Raw genomic sequence first — 19,275 nt, 5'->3', positions numbered from 1 at the left:
GTCAGTCCGGAACACAGGTGTCACAGACCAGGGTCTGCTCCCGGCCGTTGACGTCCGGGTGGTTGCGGTACCGGGAGGTCGGTGTTCCGCACAGGGTGCAGACACCGATGACCGTGGCGCGGTCCGAGAACTCGACGTTCATCCGTCCGTCGAAGACGTACAGCGAGCCTTCCCACAGGCCGCGGTCGCCGAACGTCTCGCCGTAGCGGACGATTCCGCCGTCGATCTGGTAGACCTCGTCGAAGCCGCGGGCCCGCATCAGCGCGGACAGCACCTCGCACCGTACCCCGCCCGTGCAGTAGGTGACGACGGGCTTCGACTTGAGGTGGTCGTACCGGCCGCTGTCGAGTTCGGCGACGAAGTCGCGGGTCGTCGCGACGTCCGGAACCACGGCGCCGCGGAACCGTCCGATCTCGGCCTCGAAGGCGTTGCGGCCGTCGAAGAAGACGACGTCGTCGCCGCGTTGCTCGACGAGGTCGTGTACCTCCTGAGGCGACAGGTGCGTGCCGCCACCGACGACGCCGTCGGCGTCGACCTGCAGCTCGTCGGGCGCACCGAACGTCACGATCTCCGACCGAACCTTCACAGACAGCCGCGGGAAGTCGTCGCCGCGCCCGTCGGACCACTTGATGTCGGCATCCTTGAACGGCGCGTACTCACGTGTCCCGCGGACGTATCGCTTGACGGCCGCGATGTCCCCGCCGACGGTCGCGTTGATCCCGTGCTCCGACACCAGGATTCGGCCGGTGAGCCCGTTCGACGAGGCGAGGGCGTGCTGCCACAGCCGGATGGCTTCGGGGTCGGCGAGCGGGGTGAACCGATAGAACAGGACGATCTTCGGGACCGCCACTAGACCGCCACCAGTGCGTGCAGCGAATGCAGGTCGTCGGCGGACAGGCCGACCAGGGTGTCACGGAAGGTGCGGAGCGGACCGGCTGGAACCTCGATGAGGGACGGCACGACCAGCACCGGACAACCCGCTGCCTCGGCGGCCGCCGCACCGGTCGGCGAGTCCTCCACCGCGAGGCAGTGTCGCGGATCCACCCCGAGCAGCTCGGCTGCCCGCAGGTACGGTGCCGGATCCGGCTTGCCCGCGGGCACCTCGTCCCCGCACACCGACAGGTCGAAATGTTCCCGGCCGAGGGTGTCGAGCGCGACGTCGCCGAGTTCGCGTTCGGTGTTGGTCACGAGCGCCGACCGCAGCCCCAGCGACCGCACCAGCGCGAGCGCATCCCGCGCGCCCGGCCGCCACGGAAGACCGTCCGCGAACATCTCCGCCATCCGCGCGTACAGCCACGTCCGGGCCTGCAGGAGTGCGTCCGGCGTGCGTTCGAGTCCGAGAGAGTCGAAGACGATCGCCAGAGCGCCCGGTGTAGAGGCACCGATGGTCGCCGTTCGGGTCTCCTCCGTCATCGGTCCCCCGAGATGCTCGGAAAGCTCCCGAACCCCGATGTCCCAGAGCTCTTCCGACTCGAGCAGCGTGCCGTCCATGTCCCACAGGACGGCACGCAGCCCGGACGTGTTCATGATGTCGCGATCAGGCATTGCAATTCTCAGACGTTGAAGTACTTGGCTTCCGGGTGGTGCAGGACGAATGCGTCGGTGGACTGCTCGGGATGCAACTGCACCTCTTCCGAGAGCGTGACACCGATGCGTTCCGGTTCGAGCATCGCGACGAGCTTGCGCCGGTCCTCGAGGTCGGGGCACGCGCCGTAGCCGAACGAGTAACGGGCACCGCGGTATTCGAGCTTGAAGAAGTCCTCGACATTCGCCGGGTCCTGCTCCGCGAGGTTGTGGCCGCCGGGCAGCACCAGTTCCTCGCGAACCCGGCGATGCCAGTACTCGGCGAGCGCTTCGGTGAGCTGCACACCGATGCCGTGCACCTCGAGGTAGTCGCGGTACGAGTTCGCGGCGAACAGTTCGTTCGCGAAGTCGGCGATGGGTTGACCCATCGTCACCAGGTTCATCGGCAGGACGTCGACCTGACCGCGGCTGCGGGCGTCGTCGCGTGAGCGCACGAAGTCGGCGATGCACAGGAAGCGGTCCCGCTCCTGACGCGGGAAGGTGAACCGGAACCGCTCGGCCGCGTCGGGCTCGGGCGACTCGAGGATCACGACGTCGTCGCCCTCGGACACGACCGGGAAGTACCCGTACACGACGGCGGCGTGCTGCAGCACACCCTCGGTGCTCAGTCGGTCCAGCCAGTACCGCAGGCGCGGACGCCCTTCCGTCTCGACCAGCTCCTCGTACGTGGGTCCGTCACCCGCCCGCTGACCGCGCAGCCCCCACTGGCCGAGGAACAGTGCCCGCTCGTCGAGCAGGCCGGAGTACTCGGCGAGGGCGATGCCCTTGACGATCCGGGTGCCCCAGAACGGCGGAGCAGGGACGTCGAGATCGACGGCGACGTCGGAGCGCTCCGGAACCTCGACCGGCGCCGCCTCTGCCTTCCGCTTCTCGGCGATCCGCTTGGAACGCTCGTGCCTGGCCTTGCGCTCGGCTGCCTTCTCCTTGGCCGCCAACGCCTCCGGGCTGTCCGGCGCGGCCCCTTCGCCACGCTTGGTCGCCATGATGGTGTCCATCAGGTGCAGGCCCTCGAACGCGTCACGCGCGTACGACACCTCACCCTCGTAGACCTCGGCGAGATCGTTCTCGACGTAGGACCGGGTCAGCGCCGCACCACCGAGGAGCACCGGGAACTGCTCGGCAACGCCCTTGGCGTTGAGCTCCTCCAGGTTCTCCTTCATCACGACGGTCGACTTCACGAGCAGACCCGACATGCCGATGACGTCGGCGCGCTTGTCCATCGCGACGTCGAGGATCGTGGCGATCGGCTGCTTGATGCCGATGTTGACGACCTCGTAGCCGTTGTTCGACAGGATGATGTCGACGAGGTTCTTGCCGATGTCGTGGACGTCGCCCTTGACGGTGGCGAGGACGATACGACCCTTCCCTGCCTCGTCGGTGGCTTCCATGTGCGGTTCGAGGTACGCGACGGCGGCCTTCATCACCTCGGCGGACTGGAGCACGAACGGCAGCTGCATCTGCCCGGACCCGAACAGTTCGCCGACGGTTTTCATGCCGGACAGCAGGGTCTCGTTGATGATCTCCAGCGGCGGACGTTCCAGCATCGCGGCATCGAGATCGGCGCCGAGGCCGTCGCGTTCACCGTCGACGATGCGTCGTTCGAGGCGCTCGAACAGCGGCAGCGCCGCCAGCTCCTCGGCACGCGACGCGCGAGCCGAGGCCGCCGAGACGCCTTCGAACAGCTCCATCAGCTTCTGCAGCGGGTCGTAGTCGCCCTCGCGGCGGTCGTAGACCAGGTCGAGCGCTGTCTGCCGCTGCTCGTCGGGGATCCGCGCCATCGGCAGGATCTTCGACGCGTGCACGATCGCGGTGTCGAGGCCGGCCTCGGTGCACTCGTGCAGGAACACCGAGTTCAGCACCTGACGGGCGGCCGCGTTGAGGCCGAACGAGATGTTCGAGATGCCCAGGGTGAAATGCACCTCGGGGTGCCTGCGCTTGAGTTCGCGGATCGCCTCGATGGTCTCGATGCCGTCGCGCCGCACCTCCTCCTGACCGGTCGAGATCGGGAAGGTCAGCGCGTCGATGATGATGTCGGACTTCCGCAGGCCCCACGTCGTGGTGATGTCCTCGATGAGCCGCTCGGCGATGCGGACCTTGTGCTCGGCTGTGCGGGCCTGGCCCTCCTCGTCGATGGTCAGTGCGACGACGGCCGCGCCGTGCTCCTTGACCAGCCGCATGATCCGCTGGTAGCGGGAGGTCGGGCCGTCACCGTCCTCGTAGTTGACGGAGTTCACCGCGCACCGGCCACCGAGGTGCTCGAGCCCCGCACGCAGAACCTCGGGCTCGGTGGAGTCGAGCATGATCGGCAACGTCGACGCCGTCGCGAACCGGCTCGCCAGCGCGGCCATGTCCGCGGCGCCGTCCCGGCCGACGTAGTCGACGTTGAGGTCGAGCATGTGCGCGCCGTCGCGGGTCTGGTCCTTCGCGATGTCGATGCACTTCTGGTAGTCCTCGGCGAGCATCGCCTCGCGGAATGCCTTGGAACCGTTGGAGTTCGTACGCTCACCGATCATCAGGATCGACGCGTCCTGATCGAACGGCACGTGCGCGTACAGCGACGAGGTGCCGTCCTCCGGCTGCGGAACGCGCTTCGCCTTCTCGACGAGGCGCACCGCATCGGCGACCTTGCGGATGTGCTCCGGCGTGGTGCCGCAGCAGCCGCCGACCAGTCCGAGTCCGAACTCGCGGACGAAACCGGACAGTGCGGCGGCCAGTTCGTCCGCGCTCAGCGGGTACTCGGCGCCGTTCGGGCCGAGTTGCGGCAGACCGGCATTCGGCATCACCGACACCGGCAACCGCGAGTGCTTCGACAGGTGCCGCAGATGCTCGCTCATCTCGTCCGGCCCGGTGGCGCAGTTGAGACCGATCATGTCGATGCCGAGCGGCTCGAGTGCCGTCAGCGCGGCACCGATCTCGCTGCCGAGGAGCATCGTTCCGGTGGTCTCGACCGTGACGTGCGTGATGATCGGGATGCGTCGTCCGGCCTTGTCCATGGCGTTCTGGCTGCCGATGATCGCGGCCTTCACCTGAAGCAGGTCCTGACAGGTCTCGACGAGGATCGCGTCGGCGCCGCCGTCGATCATGCCGAGCGCTGACTCCGTGTACGCGTCGCGCAGGACACCGAACGGCGCGTGACCGAGTGTCGGGAGCTTGGTGCCCGGGCCCATCGATCCGAGCACGAAACGGGCCATGCCGTCGCGGCCCGGCCCCATCTCGTCGGCGATGTCACGCGCGACGCGGGTGCCACGCTCGGACAGGTCACGGATCCGGTCGGAGATGTCGTAGTCGGCGAGGTTCGGAAGGTTGCATCCGAAGGTGTTGGTCTCGACGGCGTCGGCGCCGGCCTCGAAGTAGGCGGCGTGGATGTCGCGCAGCACGTCGGGGCGCGTCTCGTTCAGGATTTCGTTGCAACCTTCGAGGCCGAGAAAGTCGTCGAGCGTGAGATTCGCGGCCTGCAGCATCGTTCCCATCGCACCGTCGCCGATGACAACGCGCTCCGAGAGCGCATCCAACAGGGCGGAATGGAATGGGGCAGACATGCCGTCCAGAGTAGTGGGCGCCTCGGACACGCCTGGCCGTAGGCTAGGCAGGTGAGTCCAAGCGAACAATTCGGCGTGCCCGGTCCCGAAGGAACCGACGCCTTCGACACTGCCGCGACCGACGACGATCTCGTCCTCCGCGACCCGATTCTCGTGGCCGCGTTCGAAGGCTGGAACGACGCCGGCGACGCGGCCAGCGGCGCGGTCGAACACCTCGAACTGATCTGGGATGCCAGACCACTCGCGGAGCTGGACTCCGAGGACTACTACGACTACCAGGTGAACCGACCGCAGGTCCGGCAGGTCGACGGCGTCACCCGCGAGATCCAGTGGCCCGCCACCCGGATCTCGGTGTGCTCCCCGCCCGGCAGCGACCGCGACGTGCTGCTGCTCCGCGGCATCGAACCGAACATGCGCTGGCGCAGCTTCTGCGACGACCTTCTCGAGATCATCGAGGAACTGGGCGTCACCACCGTGGTGATCCTGGGTGCGCTGCTCGCCGACACCCCGCACACGCGGCCCGTCCCGGTCACCGGAACCGCGTACAGCGCCGAGTCCGCCCAGAAGTTCAACCTCGAACAGACCCGATACGAGGGCCCGACCGGCATCACCGGCGTGCTGCAGGACGAATGCGTCAAGGCGGGCGTGCCCGCGATCTCGTTCTGGGCGGCCGTCCCCCACTACGTGTCGCAGCCCCCGAATCCGAAGGCGACAGTCGCCCTGCTTCGCCGCGTCGAGGACGTCCTCGACGTCGAGGTGCCACTCGGCGAGCTCCCGGCGCAGGCCGAGGACTGGGAGGAGTCCGTCACGGAGATGACGGAGGAGGACGACGAGATCTCCGAGTACGTGCGCACGCTCGAGGAACGCGGCGACGCCGAGGTCGACATCTCCGAGGCGATCTCCAAGATCGACGGTGACGCGATCGCCGCCGAGTTCGAGAAGTACCTGCGCAGGCGCGGACCGGGGAGCTTCGGCGGGCTGTAGTTCCTGTGCCCACGCGTGACCGGTTCCAGCGCGGCGCGCTGTACGCGGGTGGATTCCTCGGCCCCTTCGGCGGTGGCGTCGTTTCGTCGATGCTCCCGGAGCTCGGCGACTCGTTCGGGGTGAGCCCTGAGCAGGCGGCGGCGTCGCTCACCGCGTATCTGCTGCCGTTCGCGGCGCTGATGCTGGTGTCGGGGACATACGGTTCGCGCTGGGGTGGCCTGCGGACGGTGCGCGTCGCCTACGGCGTGTATGCCGCCGCGGCGGCGCTGTCCGTGCTGGCGCCGACGTTCGCCCTGTTCCAGGTCAGCCGCGTCCTGCAGGGCTGCGCGAACGCGTTCACGACGCCGCTGCTGCTGGCGGCGCTCGCCGCCGTGACCCCGAAGGCGCGGCTCGGGCGCGCGCTCGGCGTGTTCGGTGCACTGCAGGCCGCCGGGCAGACCAGCGCGCCGCTCGTCGGCGGCGTCGCCGCGGAGGTGAACTGGCGTCTCGCGTTCGCGGTGATCGCCGCGGTGGCACTGTGCCTCGGCGCGGTCGGGCTGCCCCGGACGACGGCGGTCACGCAGGCAGGCGCACCCGCGCGACTGCGGGACGCCCTCGACCCCTCGGTCCTGCGGATCGGGCTCGTGGCGCTGCTCGGGTGGGGCGCGCTCGGCGGCCTCGGCTTCCTGGTGGCCTTCCGCGCCGAGGATGCTCTCGGCCTCGACTCGGCGCACCGCGGACTGCTGCTCACCGGTTTCGGTCTCGCCGGGATCCTCGCCGCCCGCCCCGTCGGGGTCGCGATCGACCGGTGGGGTGCGCGGGCCGCCGTCATCACGGGCGCGGTCGGCGGCGCGGTGCTCGTCGCCGCGACCGGTGCACTCGGGACGGTCGGTGCGGTCGCGGTGACGTGGGCGCTGTCCGGGGTGGCGGGGCAGTTCGTGCTCGTCGGCGTCAACTCCGCGATCCTCGGGTCCGAGGGCGCCAACCGCGGCGGTGCGGTGTCGGTGGTGCAGGCGATGCGGTTCGGGGGTGCCGCGCTCGCGCCCCTCGCCCTGACTCCGCTGTACTCCGTCAATCCGGTTGCGGCATTCGTGCTACCGACCGCCATGCTCGCGGTCGCGGCGCCGCTGCTCATGCCGAAGCCCCGCCCGTCCCGAGTGACAGCGGCCGAACCCTAAGCAGGAACCTCGACGACCAGCCACTGCACGGTGCCGCCCACATTCCAGAGCGCTCTCGGATTGTCGAGTGACGCGAGGTGGACGACCCCGGCCCGGTCGCCGGTGATCACACCACTTTCCCCCGACGGTGGGCTCGGAGCGAGAAACTCGGATGGGTCCGGTCCCTGCCACACGGGCACGTCGACAGCCGAGATGTCCATGTCGATCAGCCCGGGTCGTTGTACGAGCACCCGTACGGGAAGGGGTGAGCGCTCGGCGGCCGGGGTGATGCCGGACCCCGCGACAGCGCCACCGGCACTGCTGCACCCCAAGACCGCGAGAACAAGTCCGGTCGCCGCAAACCCCGCTACCGCGCGACGTGCCTGCACTTTTCCTCCCCAGTGACCTCGACCCCGGAACACATCCAGCATCGCACGCATCTGTGACTCCTGGCCGTGAATCACGACCGCGGCGCTCGGTCGATCGACGAAGTTGGGGCAGATGCCCCATGCCCCTGGACTGCGATCGGCCGAGGATTTCAGTCATGACCAGCCACCAGACTCCCCGAGAGGCCGCCCTCGCCACCGTTCGCGACGCCGCGCCGTGGCCCGGGTCCGACGAACGCTTCGTCGGCTACGGCGTGATGGGCTTGCCCTTCCGCAACGGCCACTACCTCGCACTCCGTCACTACGTCGCAACCACGATCGGTCCGGGATATCGGACCGTGTGGCATCGCGACCCCGGCGGTGCGTGGTCGTTCTACTCCGGCAACGAGCCGGAGCAGAGCTGTCCGCGCTACTTCGCCGACTCCCCCACCACCCACACCGTTCACGCGAACATCGACCTCGACTGGGTCGGGCCGTACGAACTCAGGGTCACGATCCCCGATGTCCTCGACTGGCGACTCGAACTCGCGTCGACCCCCGCGACGGCGACGATGTCGGCGATCGGGCGCCGACTTCCCGTCTCCGCGTGGCGCAGTCAGGCGTTCCTCAAGGCGATGGAACACACGGCACGACCGCTGATGCGCACTGGCCGTATCGGACTGTGCGGCTCGGTCCCCAACGGCCAGCGGTTCGGACTTGCACCGCAACGGCTGTGGGCGGTCACCGCGAGCAGTGCTCGCCTGCACGGCTCCGACCTGGGCGACCCTGGCCCGCTGCCGCGTCAGGATCGCCTCGGCGACTTCTGGCTACCCCAACGTGGCCTGTTCGCCGTCGGCAACGCCGAGTTCGAGACCTTCGACCCGACGAAGCATCGCACGGTGGTCACGAGCGATCGTCGCGGGTGAACCGCCGGATCGCGGTACCGCCCCACCAGACCGCGAGGAGCGCGACCACCCCACCGACGACGAGTGGCACGCCCGGTCCGGCAGTCAACCGCGTCCATGCGCTGATGCCTGCCGCCGACGCCGACGGCTCCCGCGGAGGCCCGTACACCTGCTCGGTCACCGCTCGGACGTCGACATCTCCCCCACCGCTCGGCCCGCAGACGTAGCCCTCCCATGCAGCATCGACGTCGTACGGCCTCGAGACGAACAGGAGGTACTCCTGCCCCACTTCGTAGCGGGTTCCGCAGCCGTTGCCGTTGGCCAAGGTGCCGACCGTCGTCGTTGCGCCGACGTCACCCTTGAACACCTCCGAGACCTCGAACTCGTAGATGTCGGTGAAGCCGGTGGAGACCTTGTCGGTGGCGCGCCCCACGAACACCCCCGACGCGTCGGAGACGGCCTCTTCCGGCGTCGCGGAGACCGCGCACGAACAGGCACACGCCGTGCCCGGCATGGTGACGGCAGCGGATCCGGCGACGACAAGTGCCGCCACCCCGAGGACCACCGGCCGCAGACCGCCCCGGAGTCGCTGCGTGGGGATCCTCACCTCATCAGGCATCGGATCCGCCGACCGGCCCGGACTGTCGGAACGCATACGAGGGTGACATACCCGGAAGTCGGTTTTTTCGTGCTGCCCGTTACGAGCGGGCAGCACGACGGCCTCCCCACGGAATGCCGCGCAGGCTACGAGCCCGCGACGGGCAGCCCCGCCAGCCGCCACTCGAGCATGCCGCCGTCGAGGCGGGTGATGCACATCCCCGCCTCGCGGGCGATGCGGACCGCATCGGGTGCCATCACGCAGTAGGCACCACGGCAGTACGCGACGACATCACGGCCGGCGGGCAGTTCGCCGAGGCGACGTGCCAGATCGGCGAGCGGGACGTTGATCGAGCCCGGAATGTGGCCCGCGGCGAACTCCTCACTGGGCCGCACGTCCAGGAGGGTGATCTCGCCGGCATCGCGGCGCCGAATCAGCTCCTCGCGCGTGATGGCGTCGTCTGGCGATCCCAGCACCGCCGCGGCAGACGCGGCGACCTCGGCGAGATGTGCCCGGGCGACGTCCTGGACGAGGACCAGCAACCGCGCGACGTCCGGCCCCGCCAGGCTGTAGATCTGGCGGGTGCCGTCCCGCCGAGCGACGACGAGGCCGCTCGCCTTGAGAGCCTGCAGGTTCGCCGATGCAGTCGTCACGTTCATCTCGGTCGCGGTGGCGATGGCATCGACCGTGCGCTCGCTCTGCGCGAGCACGTCCAGGATGCGCAGCCTGCCACCGTGACCGACCGCCTTGCCGACCCGTGCGATCTGGTCGTAGAGCTCCGCTCGCGTACCCGACATGCCACCCACCTCCCGTGTTCGATCAGCTCGTGAGAATCGAGGCCGCGCTACCCGTCAGCGGCGAGCCCGGAACAGGACCGGCACCAGCAGTAGCGCCAGGACACCACCGCCGAGAGCCAGGGTCGCGTAGTCGGTTGCCGACATCACGACACCGGACAGCGCGCCGCCACCCGCTCCGGCGAGGGCAATCAGGACGTCGATGGAGCCCTGCGTCCGGGGCCGGTTCAGCGGGACCGTGGCGTCGACGACCAATGCAGTTCCCGAGATCAGACCGAAGTTCCAGCCGAGCCCCAGCAACGCGAGTGCCACGATCAGGAGGGTGAGCGAATCTGCGGGGGCAACCGCGGCGGTGACCCCGGCGAGCAGGAGAGTGACACCCGCCGCGGCGGCCATCGGCAGCCGGCCGACCTTGTCGACGAGGACACCGGTCACCAGGGACGGCAGATACATGGCGCCGACGTGGACACCGATCACCAACCCGATCTCCCCCAGCCCGTGGCCGTGCGCACGCATGTGGACCGGGGTCATCGTCATGATCGCCACCATGGCGATCTGGGTCAGAACCATGACGGCGGCGCCGACGTAGGCACCCACACCGGGCGGCGGCGCCGCGTCCGTCGCAACGGCCGTGTACTCGGCGGACTCCAGGCGTCGGGCAAGGAGGTACGGGTCAGGCCGCAGCAGGGCGAAGAGGACCGTCCCCGCCGCGAGGTACGCCGCCGCGGCCAGCAGGAACGGCCCCGACAGCGCGGGCAACCCGAGCTGGACCGCCCACTCTCCGAGCGGCTCGACGAGGTTCGGCCCCGCGACCGCCCCGAGGGTGGTCGCCACCATCGCGACGCTGACGGCCGTCCCGCGCCCCGCGGCGGGCGCGAGATCCGTTCCCGCATACCGCGCCTGCAGATTCGTCGCGGTGCCTGCGCCGTAGACGAACAGGGACACGAGTAGCAGGGGCACACTGTCTGTTGCGGCCGCGACGACCACACCGATGGCGCCGACACCGCCCGCCCCGAATCCGAGGGCCAGGCCCGTCCGCCTGCCGCGACCCGCGGTGATCCGGCCGACGAGAAACGCCGCCAGTGCCGACCCGAGTGTGAACAGCGCCGTCGGCACGCCCGCGAGTCCGTCGGTGCCGAGCATGTCCTTGGCGAGGAGCGCTCCGACCGTGATCCCGGCCGCCAGGCCGGCGCCACCGAGGATCTGGCTGGCGACGACGACCGTCAGCGTGCGCCGCTGCACCCGGCGGCGTTCTGTGTCGTCGATTACGGGAGTGCCGACCTCTGATTCACCGCTCGCGACCATGGCCGACCTCCCCGTCCCCTCCGACTGCCTCGCTATTCCATAACTTCATGGAATAGTAGCGGAAGTCGACGGAAAGCCTTACAACCGGACCCGCGACTCGGTGAGCACTTCCTGATTGCCGCGTAACGTCCCGGCAGCGATTGCGTCACCCGATGCCCGCACCCTCGACGCATGGCGAGCACAGGTGAGGCGAAGAGGCGACTGCTGGTCGTCGGCAACGGCATGGCAGGCGCCCGCACCGTCGAAGAGATTCTCGCGCGCGGCGGTCGGGACATGTTCGACGTCACGATGATCGGCGACGAGCCGTACGGCAACTACAACCGCATCATGCTCTCCCACGTCCTGTCCGGTGAGGCGACCGCGGACGACGACGACATCATCCTCAACCCGATGAGCTGGTACCGCGAGAACGGCGTGACGCTCTACGCGGGCGACCGCGCCGTCACCCTCGACCGGTTCGCGAAGACCATCACCTGCGAGAGCGACCGGGTCGTCGACTACGACGTCCTCGTCGTCGCGACCGGCTCGAACACCTTCTTCCCCAACATGGACGGCCTGCGCGAGGCGGACGGCAGGCTCGGCCGTGGCGTCTTCGGTTTCCGCACCATCGCCGACACCAACGGCATGCTGCAGATGGCGCAGTCCCGGGACGGCGTCTCCGCGGTCGTGATCGGCGGCGGACTGCTGGGCCTCGAGGCCGCGTACGGGCTCCGCACGCAGGGTCTGACGGTCAACGTCGTGCACTCCCCCGGACACCTGATGAACCAGCAGCTCGACGAGCGCGGCGGCCAGGTGCTGCGCGCGAAGATCGAGGCGCTCGGGGTCGGCGTCCACACCGCGATGCGCACCACGGCGGTGCTGCGCGACGACAGCGGGAACGTCACCGGTGTCGCGTTCAACGACGGCAGCAGCCTGCCCGCCGACATGGTCGTCGTCACCGCGGGCATCCGCCCCAACGCCGAACTGGCGCGCGCGGGCGGCCTGGTCGTCGAGCGGGGCATCGTCGTCGACGACCAGATGCGGTGCGAGGACGAGGGTTCGGTCTACGCGGTCGGCGAATGTGCCCAGCACCGCGGCGAGTTGTACGGGCTGGTCGCGCCGGTGTGGGAGCAGTCGGTGGTCCTCGCCGAGCACCTGACGGGATCGAATCCCGCTGCCGCGTACCAGGGTTCGTCGTCGACGACGAAGCTCAAGGTCGCGGGGCTCGACGTGGCGGCGATGGGCGTCAAGAGCCCGGAATTGGAGACCGACGAGTTCATCCAGTTCTACGATTCCCGAACCGGGGTCTACAAGAACATCGTCGTGCGGGACGGCAAGCTGGTCGGTGCGACGCTGATGGGCGAGATCGGCAAGGCATCCCTGCTGACGCAGGTGTTCGACGGCAAGGTCGAACTCCCCGAGGACCGCATGTCGTTGCTGTTCGACCTGGCCGGTGCCGCGGATACCGCGTCGGTAGCGGACCTGCCCGACGACACGCAGGTCTGCAACTGCAACGGCGTCACGAAGCGCGACCTGGTCGCGTGCGTGCACGGCGGCGCCGCGACGCTGACGGAGGTGTGCGCGAAGACCCGCGCAGGCAAGGGGTGCGGCTCCTGCAAGGGACTCGTCACCGACATCGTCGCCCACGCCGCGGGCGGCTCGTTGGCCGCGGATCCGGCGGCCGACTGGTACGTGCCGTGCATCCCGATGACGAAGTCCGAGCTCGTCGCCGCCATCCGGGAGCGCGATCTGCGGGCGGTGTCACAGGTGTTCGCCGAGCTCGCCACGGACGGCCTCGAGCAGGCACCCGCGAAGATGCCGCTGGCCTCGCTGCTGCGCACCGTGTGGGGCCCGGACTGGGTCGACGAGCGCGGAGCCCTCTTCATCAACGACCGCGTCCACGCGAACATCCAGCGCGACGGCACGTTCTCGGTGGTCCCGCAGATGAAGGGCGGCGTCACCACACCGGATCAGCTGCGCCGCATCGCCGATGTCGCCGACAAGTACGCGGTCCCGCTCGTGAAGGTCACCGGCGGGCAGCGCATCGACCTGCTCGGCATCAAGAAGGAAGACCTGCCGAAGATGTGGGGTGACCTGGACATGCCGTCGGGCTACGCCTACGGCAAGAGCATGCGCACGGTGAAAACGTGTGTGGGAAGCGACTTCTGCCGCTTCGGACTCGGTGACTCCACGAACCTCGGCATCGCCCTCGAGGAGCGGTTCCAGGGCCTCGAAACCCCCGCGAAGCTCAAGCTCGCCGTCGCGGGGTGCCCCCGGAACTGTTCGGAGGCACTGTGCAAGGACTTCGGTGTGGTCGCGGTCGGCGACGGGCGTTGGGAGATCTACGTCGGGGGCGCCGCCGGCGCGCACATCCGGAAGGGCGACCTGCTCGCCACCGTCGAGTCGGGTGAGGAGGTGATCGACCTGGCCGGACGGTTCATCCAGCACTACCGCGAAGAAGCGAAGTGGCTCGAACGCACCTACGACTGGGTGCCGAGGGTCGGCCTGGAGCGGTTGCAGGCGCTGTTGGTTCGAGACGAGGAGGGCATCGTGGCCGGACTGGACGAGCGGATGGCGACCGCGGTCGCCGGCTACCGCGACCCGTGGAAGGAACGCACGGCGCCGAAGTCACCGGCGCAGTTCGCGCCGTCGCTGCCGCTGCTTCCCCTCCCCCAGGTGCCGGTCCGATGACGGCGACGACGGACCACCGTCAGGTGACGGTGGGGTCGGTCTCCGACCTGACACCCGGTGAGGGCCGCACCTACGTGATCGACGGCACCCAGATCGCTGTGTTCCTGCTCGCGGACGGGACTGTCCGGGCGATGGACGCGGTGTGCCCGCACAAGGCGGGTCCGCTCGCCGACGGTCAGATCGACGGGTCCGTGGTGACCTGCCCACTGCACCAGTACGCGTTCCGGTTCGACACCGGCGTGTGCACCACCGAGACGGTCGCTGCGGTGCGGGTGTACCCGGCGCACGTCAGCGACGGGACGGTGATCGTCCAGTTCTGACCGAATCCCGACTCACTCTGTCGCACAACGTCTTCGAGAGGCATTCTTAACGCTTCCCTTACCCGAAGGCAGGAGATTCCACGCTCAGACCGCAACCCGACCAACCCCTCGAGGGAGGTGAACAGATTGACTGACATCGTCAACACGTGTGCGGCCGCGCTCTGCCACAGCCAGGACCACCCCGGCAGCGTTCCGATCCCGACCCTCCGTATGACCACAGGACCAGCATCGGAAGACTCGTTCACCGAGCCCGAGGCGCTGCTTGGCTCTCGCGAAACACCTCGAACACGTCATGCTCGTGTACGCGGGCCGCACCAACACCACCCTCCGGCCGGCCCGCACACCACGCTCGACAAGCTCCCGCTTCGCGCCGCCGATCGCAGCATCGGCGGCCTTACGCGCCATCGTCGACTTTGCCAGGAATCTCGGCGTGAAATCCTCCACCGCGATCAACTCGTGACTGTCGACGACGCGTTTCGCCCACACCGGCGAATCGTGTGCGGTCTGACGGGCCGCCTTCTTCTGCAACCTCGCGGCCTGCCTCTTCGCACGCTCGTACCCGTTCGACTGCGGACTCTGTTTGCCACTGTGGCGGCGCGCCATCGTCCGCTGCGCCTTCGCCAACTCCGCCGCACACCGCTTCCGGTGCCCCAGATACGGCATATCGAAGGCTGCGTCGGTGGTGGTGGCCGTGGTCGTCACACCCCAGTCGACACCGATCCCACCCGCAGCCTCCGGAACCGGTACCGCCTCACGGCGGACGACGAACGAGGCGTACCAATGCCCCAACGAATCACGGATGACCCGGACACTCGACGGCTCCGACGGCAACTCCCGCGACCACACCACCGGGATACTGATCCCCTTGGGCAGCGCCAACCGGCCGTCGTGGATCCGGAATCCACGACGCGTGAACTCCAGCGTGGGCAACGTGGCCTTTCGGGCCTTGAACTTCGGACGGCCCTGGCCCTTCACCGTGAACGACTGCGCCAGCGACTGAGCGTATGTCCGCAGGGTTTGTTGCTTCGCGACCTGCGAACCCTCCCGCAACCACGTGTTGCGCGATCGCGCGTCGGTCAACAGTCGAGACAGGCTTCCGAACGTCGGCCGAGCGCCCGACTTCTGTTGGTGGACAGCCTCGTTCCACAGGAATCGGCACCGATCCCACTCCGCGACCAACGCCCGCTCCGCGCACGCGCCGGGCCGCAACCGGAACGTGTACCGAACGACATCTTCCCCCATGCACGGCAACGTAACCGAGACCACCGACAGACAGGAGGATGGCGCTTCCTCTCCCTCGCGAACGAGGGAGTATCCGCGCCAAACACCCGATGACCCCGACCACCGGCAAGCTGGACGCAGACGCGCTGCTCCGCTTCGGCAAGCACTTCCAGCGCGGCGAGCCGTCCGCCGACATGCGCACCCTGTACCAGATCGGCGGCCGCACGTCCGACGACTTCTACCGCGATCGGATGTCGTACGACAAGGTCGTGCGGTCCACCCACGGGGTGAACTGCACGGGTTCGTGCTCGTGGAAGATCTACGTCAAGGACGGCGTGATCACCTGGGAAGCGCAGCAGACGGATTACCCGTCGATCGGTCCGGACAAGCCGGAGTACGAACCGCGTGGCTGCCCGCGTGGCGCCTCCTTCTCCTGGTACACGTATTCGCCGTCGCGGGTGCGCTACCCGTACGTCCGCGGGGTGCTGCTCGAGATGTACCGCGAGGCCAAGGCCCGGCTCAAGGATCCCGTGCTCGCGTGGGCGGACATCGCCGACGATCCGGAGAAGTCGAAGACGTACAAGGCGGCCCGCGGCAAGGGCGGCTTCGTCCGCGCCGAGTGGTGGGAGGCCGCCGAGATCGTCGCGGCCGCACACGTGCACACCATCAAGCGGTACGGCCCGGACCGTGTCGCCGGGTTCTCGCCGATCCCGGCGATGTCGATGGTCAGCCACGCGATCGGCGCCCGGTTCATCTCGCTCATCGGCGGCGCGATGCTCTCGTTCTACGACTGGTACGCCGACCTGCCCGAGGCGTCGCCGCAGGTGTTCGGCGACCAGACCGACGTCCCCGAGTCCGCGGACTGGTTCGACGCCGGTTACCTGATCATGTGGGGTTCCAACGTCCCGGTGACGCGTACCCCGGACGCGCACTACATGACCGAGGCCCGCTACCGCGGCCAGAAGGTCGTCGTGGTCTCCCCCGACTATGCGGACAACACCAAGTTCGCCGACCAGTGGTTGCCCGCGCGCCCCGGCACCGACGGCGCGCTCGCCATGGCGATGGGTCACGTGATCCTCACCGAGTTCTTCGTGAAGAAGCAAGTTCCGCGTTTCGTCGACTACGTCTCGAAGTTCACCGACCTGCCGTACCTGGTGACACTCGAGCCGCGGCCTGTCGACGCGACGACCAACGGCCACGGCCCGACGTACCTGCCGGGCAAGTTCCTCACGGCCGCCGACCTCGGCGACACCGGTGAGGGCGCCGTTCACAAGACGGTCCTGCTCGACTCCGCGACCGGCGAACCGGTCGTCCCGAACGGGTCGCTCGGCGACCGCTTCACCGAGTCCGGCAAGGGCAAGTGGAATCTCGACCTGGAGGGCGTCGAACCGGCCCTGAGCCTGCACGGCGCGGACGTCGACGCCGTCACGGACCGGCAGGCCGCCAGTTCCGCTCCGCTGCATGTCGTGGTCGACCTGCCCCGCTACGACACCGCCACGCCCGGTGTCCTGCATCGTGGGGTGCCCGTGAGAACCGTTGCGGGACGCCTCGTCACGACGGTCTTCGACCTCATGCTCGCCCAGTACGGCGTCGTGCGAGACGGACTGCCCGGCACCTGGCCGACGGGCTACGACGACGCCGACGAGCCGTACACCCCGGCGTGGCAGGAGGGCATCACGGGTGTCCCCGCCGCCTCCGCGGCGCGGGTGGCGCGCGAGTTCGCCGACAATGCCGATCGTTCCGGCGGCCGGTCCATGATCCTGATGGGCGCGGGCACCAACCACTGGTTCCACTCCGACCAGATCTATCGGTCGTTCCTGACGTTGACGCTGCTCACCGGCTGCCAGGGTGTCAACGGCGGCGGCTGGGCGCACTACGTCGGGCAGGAGAAGTGCCGGCCCGTCACGGGGTGGTCGACCCTCGCGTTCGGCTCCGACTGGGCCAGGCCGGCCCGGCAGATGCAGGGCACCGTGTTCTGGTACCTCGCGACCGACCAGTGGCGGTACGACCCGTTCACCTCGGAGGCGATGGCGTCGCCGCTGGCGTCCGGAGCGTTCGCGGGACGCACCGCCGCAGACAACATCGCGCTCGCGTCCCGGCTGGGGTGGATGCCGAGTTACCCGACGTTCAACCGCAACCCACTCGATCTCGCGGACGAGGCGGAGCGACTCGGGAAGAATCCGGCCGACCACGTCGTCGACGGCCTGAAGTCGGGCCACCTGCAGTTCGCGGTCGAGGACCCCGACGCGCCGGAGAACTTCCCCCGAACCCTGATCGTGTGGCGGTCGAACCTGCTCGGTTCGTCGGCGAAGGGCAACGAGTACTTCCTCGAGCACCTGCTGGGGGCGGGATCGAACCTGCGGGCGTCGGACTCGACCGGGATCCGGCCGGAGGAACTGATCTGGCGGGACAAGGCACCCGCAGGAAAGTTGGACCTGCTGACCACGCTGGACTTCCGCATGACCAGTACCACCCTGTTCTCGGACGTGGTGCTGCCTGCGGCGACCTGGTACGAGAAGCACGACCTGTCGAGCACGGACATGCATCCGTTCGTGCACGCGTTCTCGCCCGCGATCTCCCCGCCGTGGGAGTCGAAGACCGACTTCGACGCGTTCCACCGCATCGCCCGCGGTTTCAGTTGGCTCGCCGAGAAGCACCTCGGCACCCGCAAGGACATCGTCGCGGTCCCGCTGTTGCACGACACCGTCGATGCCACCGCGCAGCCGGGCGGCAGGGTCCTCGACTGGAAACGCGGTGAGTGCGAGCCGATCCCGGGCAAGACGATGCCGAAGCTGGTGGTCGTCGAACGCGACTACACGACCATCGCCGAGAAGATGGGGGCACTCGGCCCGCTCGTGGAGGAGCTCGGTCTGACGACGAAGGGCGTCACGACGTTTCCGACCGAAGAAGTCGGCTATCTGCGCTCCGTCAACGGTGCCGTGGCCACCGGACCCGCCGCGGGACGCCCGTCACTGGCCAAGGACAAGCACGCCGCGGAGGCGATCCTCGCATTGTCGGGCACCACGAACGGCCGCCTGGCCACGCAGGGATTCGAGCACCTGCAGGAACGCACCGGAACACAGCTGGTCGACCTGGCCGCCGAGAACGAGGGCACCCGGATCCGGTTCTCCGACACGCAGGCTCGGCCCGTTCCCGTCATCACCTCGCCCGAGTGGTCGGGCAGCGAGACCGGTGGCCGTCGCTACTCGCCGTTCACCATCAACACCGAGCGTCTCAAGCCCTGGCACACGCTGACCGGTCGCCAGCACTTCTACCTCGACCACGACTGGATGTCCGAACTCGGTGAACAGTTGCCGATATTCCGGCCACCGCTCGACATGACGGCGTTGTTCGCGGAGCCCGCGGTCGGTGAGACCCACGGCAACGGCGTCGGCGGCAGTGTCACGGTCCGCTATCTGACCCCGCACAGCAAGTGGTCGATCCACTCGGCGTACCAGGACAACCTGCACATGCTGACCCTCTCGCGCGGCGGTCAGACGATCTGGATGTCCGACGTGGACGCCGTGAAGATCGGTGTCGCGGACAACGACTGGATCGAGGCGACGAACCGCAACGGCATCGTCGTGGCGCGCGCGATCGTGAGCCACCGGATGCCCGAGGGCACGGTGTTCATGTACCACGCCCAGGACCGCGCGGTGGACGTACCGCGAACCGAGCGCACCGGCAAACGCGGCGGCATCCACAACGCGCTGACCCGCGTGATGATCAAGCCGTCGCACCTGATCGGCGGTTACGCGCAGCAGTCCTTCGCCCTGAACTACCACGGCCCCACCGGAAACCAGCGCGACGAGGTCACCACGATTCGTCGCCGCGACCAGGAAGTGACGTACTGA

14 protein-coding genes are annotated in these 19,275 nt (G+C 68.7%); 6 read left to right on the top strand and 8 right to left on the bottom strand.

Going from position 1 to position 19,275, the window contains the following annotated elements:
• Position 1 precedes the first annotated feature (1 nt).
• From RHCRD62_RS08875 to metH, 3 genes are read right to left on the bottom strand one after another with little or no spacing between them, the layout of a single operon-like run.
• Entirely contained in the window at positions 2-850 is an 849-nt protein-coding gene (locus RHCRD62_RS08875) for an oxygen-dependent tRNA uridine(34) hydroxylase TrhO (protein WP_050064301.1), read from the bottom strand.
• Positions 850-1,527, bottom strand: a complete 678-nt coding sequence (locus RHCRD62_RS08870) for an HAD family hydrolase (protein WP_157050872.1) — start codon at positions 1,525-1,527, stop codon at positions 850-852. The genes RHCRD62_RS08875 and RHCRD62_RS08870 overlap by 1 nt, the downstream gene beginning before the upstream one ends.
• Before the next feature lie 26 nt (positions 1,528-1,553).
• The gene (gene metH / locus RHCRD62_RS08865) at positions 1,554-5,123 is read right to left on the bottom strand and encodes a methionine synthase (protein WP_050064299.1); all 3,570 of its coding nucleotides are present in this window, start codon (positions 5,121-5,123) and stop codon (positions 1,554-1,556) included.
• Positions 5,124-5,198: 75 nt separating this feature from the next.
• Here metH and RHCRD62_RS08860 point away from each other — a divergent pair, with 75 nt between their 5' ends.
• Positions 5,199-6,107 carry a PAC2 family protein gene (locus RHCRD62_RS08860; protein WP_050064298.1) on the top strand — a complete coding sequence of 303 codons (909 nt, stop codon included), beginning with the start codon at positions 5,199-5,201 and terminating at the stop codon, positions 6,105-6,107.
• 5 nt (positions 6,108-6,112) lie between these two features.
• A complete protein-coding gene (locus RHCRD62_RS08855) occupies positions 6,113-7,264 on the top strand; it encodes an MFS transporter (RefSeq protein WP_050064297.1) in 1,152 nt (383 codons plus the stop codon).
• Here the strand turns inward: RHCRD62_RS08855 and RHCRD62_RS08850 are convergent.
• The gene (locus RHCRD62_RS08850) at positions 7,261-7,632 is read right to left on the bottom strand and encodes a hypothetical protein (protein ID WP_050064558.1); all 372 of its coding nucleotides are present in this window, start codon (positions 7,630-7,632) and stop codon (positions 7,261-7,263) included. The two genes, RHCRD62_RS08855 and RHCRD62_RS08850, sit on opposite strands and share 4 nt — an antisense overlap.
• Positions 7,633-7,787: 155 nt before the next feature.
• Here RHCRD62_RS08850 and RHCRD62_RS08845 point away from each other — a divergent pair, with 155 nt between their 5' ends.
• On the top strand, positions 7,788-8,534 hold the full coding sequence (locus tag RHCRD62_RS08845; protein ID WP_050064296.1) for a hypothetical protein: 747 nt from the start codon (positions 7,788-7,790) through the stop codon (positions 8,532-8,534).
• Here RHCRD62_RS08845 and RHCRD62_RS08840 read toward each other — a convergent pair.
• From RHCRD62_RS08840 to RHCRD62_RS08830, 3 genes are all read right to left on the bottom strand, one after another.
• Entirely contained in the window at positions 8,512-9,132 is a 621-nt protein-coding gene (locus RHCRD62_RS08840; RefSeq protein ID WP_157050844.1) for a hypothetical protein, read from the bottom strand. The two genes, RHCRD62_RS08845 and RHCRD62_RS08840, sit on opposite strands and share 23 nt — an antisense overlap.
• A 125-nt stretch (positions 9,133-9,257) precedes the next feature.
• A complete protein-coding gene (locus RHCRD62_RS08835; protein WP_050064295.1) occupies positions 9,258-9,908 on the bottom strand; it encodes an ArsR/SmtB family transcription factor in 651 nt (216 codons plus the stop codon).
• Between the two features lie 54 nt (positions 9,909-9,962).
• Positions 9,963-11,210: an MFS transporter gene (locus RHCRD62_RS08830; protein WP_050064294.1), complete on the bottom strand. Its 1,248-nt coding sequence runs from the start codon at positions 11,208-11,210 to the stop codon at positions 9,963-9,965.
• A gap of 171 nt (positions 11,211-11,381) precedes the next feature.
• On the opposite strand from RHCRD62_RS08830, the gene nirB reads away from it, so the two are divergent.
• Positions 11,382-13,880, top strand: a complete 2,499-nt coding sequence (gene nirB / locus RHCRD62_RS08825) for a nitrite reductase large subunit NirB (RefSeq protein ID WP_050064293.1) — start codon at positions 11,382-11,384, stop codon at positions 13,878-13,880.
• Positions 13,877-14,200: a Rieske (2Fe-2S) protein gene (locus RHCRD62_RS08820; RefSeq protein WP_050064292.1), complete on the top strand. Its 324-nt coding sequence runs from the start codon at positions 13,877-13,879 to the stop codon at positions 14,198-14,200. The genes nirB and RHCRD62_RS08820 overlap by 4 nt, the downstream gene beginning before the upstream one ends.
• A gap of 84 nt (positions 14,201-14,284) precedes the next feature.
• Here the strand turns inward: RHCRD62_RS08820 and RHCRD62_RS08815 are convergent, their stop codons facing one another.
• Positions 14,285-15,442: an RNA-guided endonuclease InsQ/TnpB family protein gene (locus tag RHCRD62_RS08815; protein ID WP_050064556.1), complete on the bottom strand. Its 1,158-nt coding sequence runs from the start codon at positions 15,440-15,442 to the stop codon at positions 14,285-14,287.
• Positions 15,443-15,531: 89 nt separating this feature from the next.
• Here RHCRD62_RS08815 and RHCRD62_RS08810 point away from each other — a divergent pair, with 89 nt between their 5' ends.
• The gene (locus tag RHCRD62_RS08810) at positions 15,532-19,275 is read left to right on the top strand and encodes a nitrate reductase subunit alpha (protein WP_050064291.1); all 3,744 of its coding nucleotides are present in this window, start codon (positions 15,532-15,534) and stop codon (positions 19,273-19,275) included.

Source organism: Rhodococcus sp. RD6.2 (assembly GCF_001040705.1).
Classification (GTDB): domain Bacteria; phylum Actinomycetota; class Actinomycetes; order Mycobacteriales; family Mycobacteriaceae; genus Rhodococcus_G.
Note: the sequence above shows the minus strand (reverse complement) of the source record. Positions and strands in the feature narration are given on the sequence as shown.

Bases quoted from the DNA above. Each gene is read 5' to 3' on its own strand.
- RHCRD62_RS08820 (WP_050064292.1), top strand. From the start codon at position 13,877: ATGACGGCGACGACGGACCACCGTCAGGTGACGGTGGGGTCGGTCTCC.
- RHCRD62_RS08870 (WP_157050872.1), bottom strand. From the start codon at position 1,527: ATGAACACGTCCGGGCTGCGTGCCGTCCTGTGGGACATGGACGGCACG.
- metH (WP_050064299.1), bottom strand. From the start codon at position 5,123: ATGTCTGCCCCATTCCATTCCGCCCTGTTGGATGCGCTCTCGGAGCGC.
- RHCRD62_RS08815 (WP_050064556.1), bottom strand. From the start codon at position 15,442: ATGGGGGAAGATGTCGTTCGGTACACGTTCCGGTTGCGGCCCGGCGCG.
- RHCRD62_RS08835 (WP_050064295.1), bottom strand. From the start codon at position 9,908: ATGTCGGGTACGCGAGCGGAGCTCTACGACCAGATCGCACGGGTCGGC.
- RHCRD62_RS08845 (WP_050064296.1), top strand. From the start codon at position 7,788: ATGACCAGCCACCAGACTCCCCGAGAGGCCGCCCTCGCCACCGTTCGC.
- RHCRD62_RS08830 (WP_050064294.1), bottom strand. From the start codon at position 11,210: ATGGTCGCGAGCGGTGAATCAGAGGTCGGCACTCCCGTAATCGACGAC.
- RHCRD62_RS08810 (WP_050064291.1), top strand. From the start codon at position 15,532: ATGACCCCGACCACCGGCAAGCTGGACGCAGACGCGCTGCTCCGCTTC.
- RHCRD62_RS08840 (WP_157050844.1), bottom strand. From the start codon at position 9,132: ATGCCTGATGAGGTGAGGATCCCCACGCAGCGACTCCGGGGCGGTCTG.
- nirB (WP_050064293.1), top strand. From the start codon at position 11,382: ATGGCGAGCACAGGTGAGGCGAAGAGGCGACTGCTGGTCGTCGGCAAC.